The organism is Paenibacillus motobuensis, from assembly GCF_039521865.1.
In the GTDB taxonomy this organism is placed as follows: domain Bacteria; phylum Bacillota; class Bacilli; order Paenibacillales; family Paenibacillaceae; genus Fontibacillus; species Fontibacillus motobuensis.
Genome location: NZ_BAAACX010000014.1, coordinates 81,947 through 89,492 on the forward strand (window position 1 = coordinate 81,947; position 7,546 = coordinate 89,492).

At 49.8% G+C, this 7,546-nt stretch carries 5 protein-coding genes; all 5 read right to left on the reverse strand.

Annotated features, from left to right (window positions below; genetic code table 11):
- Positions 1-83 precede the first annotated feature (83 nt).
- The gene (locus ABD014_RS15940) at positions 84-542 is read right to left on the reverse strand and encodes a GNAT family N-acetyltransferase (RefSeq protein ID WP_379340983.1); all 459 of its coding nucleotides are present in this window, start codon (positions 540-542) and stop codon (positions 84-86) included.
- Positions 539-1,720, reverse strand: a complete 1,182-nt coding sequence (gene purT, locus ABD014_RS15945; protein WP_343862842.1) for a formate-dependent phosphoribosylglycinamide formyltransferase — start codon at positions 1,718-1,720, stop codon at positions 539-541. Before purT ends, ABD014_RS15940 begins: the two co-directional genes overlap by 4 nt.
- Before the next feature lie 126 nt (positions 1,721-1,846).
- Positions 1,847-3,703 carry an ABC transporter ATP-binding protein gene (locus tag ABD014_RS15950; protein WP_343862843.1) on the reverse strand — a complete coding sequence of 619 codons (1,857 nt, stop codon included), beginning with the start codon at positions 3,701-3,703 and terminating at the stop codon, positions 1,847-1,849.
- 3 nt (positions 3,704-3,706) lie between these two features.
- On the reverse strand, positions 3,707-5,476 hold the full coding sequence (locus ABD014_RS15955; protein WP_343862844.1) for an ABC transporter ATP-binding protein: 1,770 nt from the start codon (positions 5,474-5,476) through the stop codon (positions 3,707-3,709).
- 203 nt (positions 5,477-5,679) lie between these two features.
- A partial coding sequence (locus ABD014_RS15960) for a dynamin family protein (RefSeq protein ID WP_343862845.1) occupies positions 5,680-7,546 on the reverse strand: 1,867 nt, incomplete at its 5' end.

Sequence of the window (7,546 nt, forward strand, 5' to 3'; positions counted from 1 at the left end):
CATTCTTCATAATATAAGAATGACAAATAACCCGGCTCTCATAATTGGGAGCCGGGTTTACATTTCATAAAAACATGGAATTTCTATGCTAAAGTTTTGCTAAGTCTACGATGCCCGGTACAAGTGAAGCCCATACGCTCGTAGAATGATTTGGCAGACAAGCTATTCTCGCCTGCTACACATAAGAACAATTGCGAACTCCCGCGAACTTTGCTCCAGGATTCTGCTTCAGACATAAGCCGTTTACCGATGCCATTGCTTCGATGATCCTCATCTACAATCATAGCGATGATCTGGGTAATAGGTCGGTTCATATCATGCGTCTGATACTGCTTCAGGAAGATGGTACCGCGTACCACTCCATCCACCTCGGCTACCAAGCTATGATGCTGTTGATTGTCCTCCAACATGCGAAGACGCTCTTTTAGCACGCTGAACGTTGTTGGATAACGAAGCTGTCGCATCAAAGGAAGCAAATGATGGACATCATCACAGCAACCTTTCCGAATAACTAACGCAGGAGCACTCACCTGACTACTCAATTTGACCATACCACCTTTAATGTACTTGCCGCTTGTTTGGCGCGGCTGCGGGCCGTTTCAACATTCTCTGCTGCACTCAGGGCTACAGCCATCCGTCTTCCCGGCTTGCTGAGCGGTTTACCGAACATTCGAACCTGGGTTCTCGGTAATGCTAATGCTTCTTCCATTCCTGCGATCTGGAATTCTTCGCCTTCGCGATCAGCCTTTAAAGTTGCTGAAGCGCCCGGCGTCAGAAGTTGAACCGAAGGAATCGGAAGACCTAGAATTGCTCTTACGTGGAGCGCGAATTCTGACAAATCCTGCGTAACCATCGTCACCATTCCGGTATCATGTGGTCTTGGCGACACTTCGCTAAAAATTATGCCATCATTCGTCACAAATAATTCTACACCAAATAGTCCATATCCGCCAAGCGCATCTGTAATTTTTTGTGCAATTTGTTGCGCTTCCTTGAGCTGTTCTTCGTTCAGGAAATGAGGTTGCCAAGATTCGACATAATCCCCATCCTTCTGAATATGCCCGATAGGCGGACAAAATATCGTTCCAGATACCGAGCGGACGGTTAACATCGTAATCTCGCTCGTAAAAGGTACATATGCTTCTACGATGACTCGCATCTTTTTAGCCCGGGCACCTTCAAGGGCCGTATTCCAGCAATTCTCGACATCCTCTACCTTACGACAGACGCTCTGTCCTTTGCCGGATGAGCTCATTAACGGTTTGATTACGCAAGGAACACCAATCTCGGCAACAGCTGTTTGCAGCTGCTCCAGACTGTCAGCGAACAAATATTTCGCCGTTGGTAATCCAAGCTCCTCGGACGCCAATCTGCGAATTCCTTCACGATCCATCGTCAATAGAGCTGCTTTGGCAGTAGGGATGACCTTATATCCTTGCTCCTCGAGTTCCACCAGCACGGGTGTTGCAATCGCTTCAATCTCCGGGACAATCAGATCCGGAGCAACTTGAACGATCAATGATCTAAGTGCTTCTCCATCCAACATATCAAGCACATAGGATTCTTGAGCAACACCCATGGCCGGTGCATGATCATACCTGTCAACGACAATCGTGCGAATGCCTAGACGCTGCGCCTCAATGACTACTTCTTTGCCTAATTCTCCTCCGCCAAGGAGCATCATGCTCTTGGCATATTTAGACACTGGAGCACCCCACATGAGCCTAAGAATCCCCCCTGAAAATATGAAAGTATATTACTGATTCTATTTTCAGGTTTTCCAACCCATAATGCAATAGTCAGATCGACATTCTAGACCTCTTTTTCGAATAAGTTCGACAAATTTCTACATATAACGGAATTGTGCTTCAACCAAACCACAATAAATTCCCTTGTGTTCCATTAATTGTTCGTGGTTGCCCATCTCTTTAATCTCACCATGATCAAGTACGATAATCTTATCCGCGCTGCGGATCGTCGACAGTCGGTGCGCGACCATGAAGGAAGTTCTACCTTTCAGCAGCACCTTCAGTGCATTCTGAATTTTCACTTCCGTCTCGGTATCGATGCTCGCCGTGGCTTCATCGAGGATCAGGATACGAGGATCAGCCAGCAGAGCCCTGGCGAAGGACAGTAGCTGACGTTGTCCCATCGATAATGCATTGCCTCGTTCTTCAACCTCCGTGTTATAGCCCTTAGGCAGCTTCATAATGAAGTCATGAGCGTCAACCGCCTTAGCTGCCGCTTCAATTTCCTCGTCCGTAGCATCCAGTCGGCCGAAGCGAATATTATCGCGGATCGTACCGGAGAAGATGAACGTATCCTGAAGTACGATTCCAATCTGTTTGCGCAGGCTCTCCACCTTTACATCACGGATATCATGGCCATCGATCAGAATCTGGCCTTGATTGATATCATAGAACCGGCTGAGCAGATTAATGATCGTACTCTTACCTGAACCAGTGTGACCGACCAATGCGATCGATTGGCCTGGTTCCGCGTCCAGATCAATTCCTTTGAGTGCCTGACGCCCTTTCTCATATTCGAACACGACATGCTTGAATCGAACGTCGCCTTGAATGGTAGGAAGCTCCACCGCTCCAGGTTTGTCAGCGATGTTAGGCTCCTCATCCATAAATTCAAAGATCCGTTCCGAGGACGCCATCGCAACGAGCAGCTGATTATACATCTGCCCCATACGGTTAATCGGCTCCCAGAAGTTGCCCACATAGTTACTGAACGCAACGAGCAGACCAATGGTCAGTTGGCCATGCTGAATCAAATAGACACCGAGGATGAACAAAATGAATGTACCAACCCCACCGGTAATATCAATGAGCGGGCCAAACATCTGGTTCATGGCCGAAGCCTTATCCCATGATTTCTTGCTATCGGCATTCATTACGTCAAAGTAATGAATATTCTCATGCTCTTGCGTATAAGCCTGTGTTACTCTAATCCCTTGAATCGACTCATTCAAGTGGGAATTGATACGCGAGTTCTTCATCCGTACTTCCTGCCAAGCGATCCGAATCTTGCGCCGCAGCCGGGTCGAGATGAGGAACATGATCGGTACGGTAATCATCACAGCCAGGCCAAGCTTCCAGTTGATCAACAGCAGAATGACAACGATCCCCGCTAATTGAACGCAGTCGATCATCAGGTTGACGACCCCGTTGGTGAACAGATCCTGCAAGGAGTTAACGTCATTTGTAACACGGACCAGTACAGAACCTGCAGGTCGTTTGTCATAGAAATTGAACGACAGCTTCTGGATGTGACGGAACAGGTCGGAACGCAGGTCATAAATGACCCTCTGTCCAATCACATTCGTGTACTTAATCCGGTAGACCCCGGATGCCCATTGGATGATGTACAGAACAACCACTAGAGCGGACAAAATATATAATAGCGTTAAGCTGGTTGAGCCATTTTCGGGAGCAATCGCTTTATCGATCGCCAGACTCGTTAAGAACGGTACCGTCAGCTTCGTGATTGTTCCAAGAATAGTCATCAGAATGACCGGCGGAAGCATTTTCCGAGCGTAAGGCTTCATATAGCCAAATAGGCGACGGAACTGCTGCCAATCAAAGGCTTTATCAATAATCTCATCGTCTTGATATACAAAGCGATCCTCAATCTTCGTCTTGACCTTGCCCTTCTGCGGTGGCTTCTGTTGCCAAGTCTGTGCCTCTGTATTCATGGGTTATGCCTCCCCCCTCTTCGCACGCGCTTCTTGTTTGGCCAAATGATCGGCATATTGAATACGATATACATCCTGATAAGGTCCTGGTACTTGAGTCAGCTCATCATGCGTTCCTCGCTGAGCAACACGGCCTTCATCTAATACAAGGATCTCATCGGCATGTCTGAGCGAGGAAATACGGTGAGCGATAATAAAGGTCGTACGCCCGCGCATAACCTCCTGGAATCCGGCCTGGATCTCCTGCTCGGTCTCCATATCGACCGCACTGGTTGCATCGTCCAGAATAAGGATCTTCGGGTTCTTCAGCAGTGCCCGTGCAATGGCAATCCGCTGCTTCTGACCGCCCGACAGCCCCATTCCTCTCTCCCCGACAACCGTATCATAGCCGTCCGGCAATTCCATAATAAATTCATGAGCCTTGGCCAACTGAGATACACGAATCACTTCTTCCATGGACACCTCGTTCATCCCGTAGCAGATATTATTACGAATACTGGATGAGAAGAGGAAGGTCTCCTGGAATACCGTGGAGATTTGACGGCGCAGACTCTGTACACTAACGGTACGGATATCCTGCCCATCCAGCTTAATGCTTCCTTCACTCACATCATAGGCACGCATCAACAGCTGTATAATCGTCGATTTACCAGATCCCGTTCCACCTAGGAAACCGATCACTTTGCCTGGTGAGGCCTCGAAGCTAATATCTTTGACAGCCGGCAGTTTATTGCCGTAAGCGAAGGTAACGTTCTCGAAGATCACCTCGCCCTTTACATCAGCTGCTGATAGATCGGTTGCGTTCTCGATATCTTTTACATCAATCTTATGGTTCAGAATCTCAAGCACCCGTTCACCGGATGCTTTGGACTGTGTATAGTTGTTAATATGGAACCCCAGTCCCCACATCGGGCCGATAATGAACCAGATCAGACTGAAGAACGCGACCAGATCGCCGAGGGTCAACTGGCCTTTAATAACCAGGGTTCCGCCAACGGCCAACAGAACAGCTACACTGATCGAAGCGAGCAGTTCCATCACCGGGAAGAATTTACTCCACAGTGTTGCTGCAAAGATCTGATTGTTCTTATAGCGCTCATTCCGATGCGAGAATTTCTCAACTTCATGCGGCTCGCGTGCGAACGCTTTAACAGTACGCACCCCGGTAATGTTCTCTTGCACCGCTGTGGTCAGCGAGCTTAGCGCCTGACGCATCTCCTGGAACGCTGGGTGAATCTTCGATTCGAATTTCAAAGCTACTCCTGCCAGGAACGGAATCGTGATCAGCGTGATGAGCGTAAGCTGCCAATGGATCGACATCATCACGGCCATCCCAAAGGTTACCATCAGCACCAAGTTCAGCAATTGAGCAAAACCGAAGCCGACAAAGTTCCGAATCGCTTCCAGATCGCCGGTAAGCCGGGACATCAGATCGCCTGTCTTCGCGCGGTCATAGTAACGAAAGGATAGAAATTGCAGCTTCTCATAACAGGCATTGCGCAGCCGATAGGCCAGATAGTTGCCTAATCGACCGCCGAAGAAGCCGTGCAGAAACTGCATGAATGCTTTGATAACTACTACAGATAAAGCGGTCAGGGCGATGCCCACAACCAGATTATATTGTTGCTGCCTGATGACATCGTCAATCAGCTTCCTTAGCAGAAGCGGATATACTAGGCCCAGCCCTGTTGTAGCCGCCAGACATAGTATAGATAATATTAAATAGTAACGCCGCTCACGATAATAAATCGAGAGTTGCTTCAGTACCTCCATGTCATTACCTCCAGCAACTTAGGACTTCTTGTAAAAGATGGTTAAAAATCCGCCTAAGTCTTTAGCCCATTTGAAATTTTTTTGATCTAGCTGTTGTTCAAAAAGTTCTCTTTATGAACTCTCTGTTCTCTCTTTGTCTTCTGTTATTCTTTCTCTACATTTCGTTCGTGGCTTCCGACAGTTGTCTTCTCTTACATCGGCTATTACTGCTTGAGGTCTTCAGCCAAGACACGCAGCTCGGCTGTAATCTGCAGCCAGGTCTCCGCCCCTTCGCCTTCTCCCTCAGACAGACTAGCCAGTCCTTGCTCCCATTCCTCCCATTGCAAGTTAAATCTTGCCGTTAATTCAGCAAACCTTTGAACCATTTCCAGACAGTAATAATCGCTTAATCTTGCCTCGATTCTGTCTACAGCCTCCTTTAACACGCCTGACAAAGGTTCCTCGACCGCTTCACGCAGCCGTTTTCTTCCTCCACCCTCAAAGAAGGATTTCGGATTTTTAAAATAAGGCCAGTATTCGGCCGTATTTAACTGAAGTTCGAACTCCGCCTCGAGCACCTCGGGCATGCTCCATGCAGACAATTCTCCGCTGCTCAATGCAGGACTTAGCGTCAATCGCTGCTGTAATTGCTGGATCCAGCGCTCACCTGCCTCATTCAGCCAGGCGATGCAGCGGTTCTCCGCCCGTAAGCAGGTCACTTGAAGCTCACGCTGCAGCTCAATCGTCAGCGAAGATAGCCATTCATGCATCGACGCCGCAAATTTACGCTTCATATCGCCGCCATCGTCCTGCAGCAGTACCGGATGAAAGTACTCCGTGAACAAATCTCCGGCGAGAAGGCGCAATCTTTGCCGCACGTGATAGAGCAGCTCAGACACCTCCTGGCGAACCTCGGAGGATTTATCTTCTGCTGCAAGTTCAGTCGTCTGCTGCTGGAAGATCTGCTTATCCTCCCGTAAATGGTTCTGCTGCTGTTGTCTTGCCTCCTGGCCCTGTGCCAAGGTGGCAGCCCATTGATCAGCCTGGCGGATCATTTGCTTCAACTCACGCTCGGCGCTCTGAACAGCCAGACCCGCCAGATCACTTCCTAGAAAATGAAAGAATGCGCTCTCAAATTCCACGAATCCCGAGCTGGCCAATTGTTCGTTATCTCCCAAGCCCTTGGCGGTTAACGCCTGCAAGCTGGAAACCGGATAAATCTGCGGCGACTCTACACCGGCACTGCGCAAGCCGTCCTCGACGTGCTCTACCACCGATGCAAGTTCAGAGGACGTCGCTGCCAAATCGGCAGCATTGACGATAAAGTACATTTTATCGAGCGCGAAGCTGCCTTTGACCCGGCCCAAATGGGTCAGGAACTGCCGGTCAGCCCGCGAGAATGCATGATTGTAATACGTTACATAGATCAATGCATCACAGTTCTTCATATATTGAAAGGTTACGCCCGTATGACGGGCATGAATGGAATCTGCACCAGGCGTATCCACAATAACGATCCCCTGCTCGGTCAGCGGGCAGGAATAATAGAGATCCATCCGCTCCACGAAGCAGGCTTTGCTCTCTACCGACACATAGGAAGCGAACTGGGCAAGATCCGCGATCTCAGAGGTACCCAGCCTGGAGAAGCTGTCTCCCCAGCCTGCTGCGGCCGCTTTCAGGAAGCTGTAATGGGCACGCCCTGTAGCAGGAACATCAATCGCCCGCAGCTTGTCGACCTCTGCAATCCAGGTCCGCTCTTTCCACGTTCCCAGCTGCAACGCCTCAAAGGAATCAGCGAGATCTTGCTGCATCGCCTCCTGCGTCTTGAACATGATCTTGCCTGTTCCATGCTCCATCCCATCCTCAGGTGCGAGGATGCGATTGATCGCCGCAGTCGTCGGATGCGGCGATACGGGGAGGACGGAGGCGCCGAGCAAGGCGTTGGCGAACGACGATTTGCCGGCGCTGAAGGCTCCGAACAGCGCCACCGTGAAGCGGCCGTGCGCGAGCCCTGCCGCGCGGTTGCGCAGCTCCCGTACCCTTGAGCCGAAGGCGGGGTACGGGGAGAGCTTGGCAGCGGCGGCTTCCAGC

Excerpts from the sequence above, each read along its gene's own strand:
- purT (WP_343862842.1), bottom strand. The coding sequence starts at position 1,720 with ATGTGGGGTGCTCCAGTGTCTAAATATGCCAAGAGCATGATGCTCCTT.
- ABD014_RS15955 (WP_343862844.1), bottom strand. The coding sequence starts at position 5,476 with ATGGAGGTACTGAAGCAACTCTCGATTTATTATCGTGAGCGGCGTTAC.
- ABD014_RS15950 (WP_343862843.1), bottom strand. The coding sequence starts at position 3,703 with ATGAATACAGAGGCACAGACTTGGCAACAGAAGCCACCGCAGAAGGGC.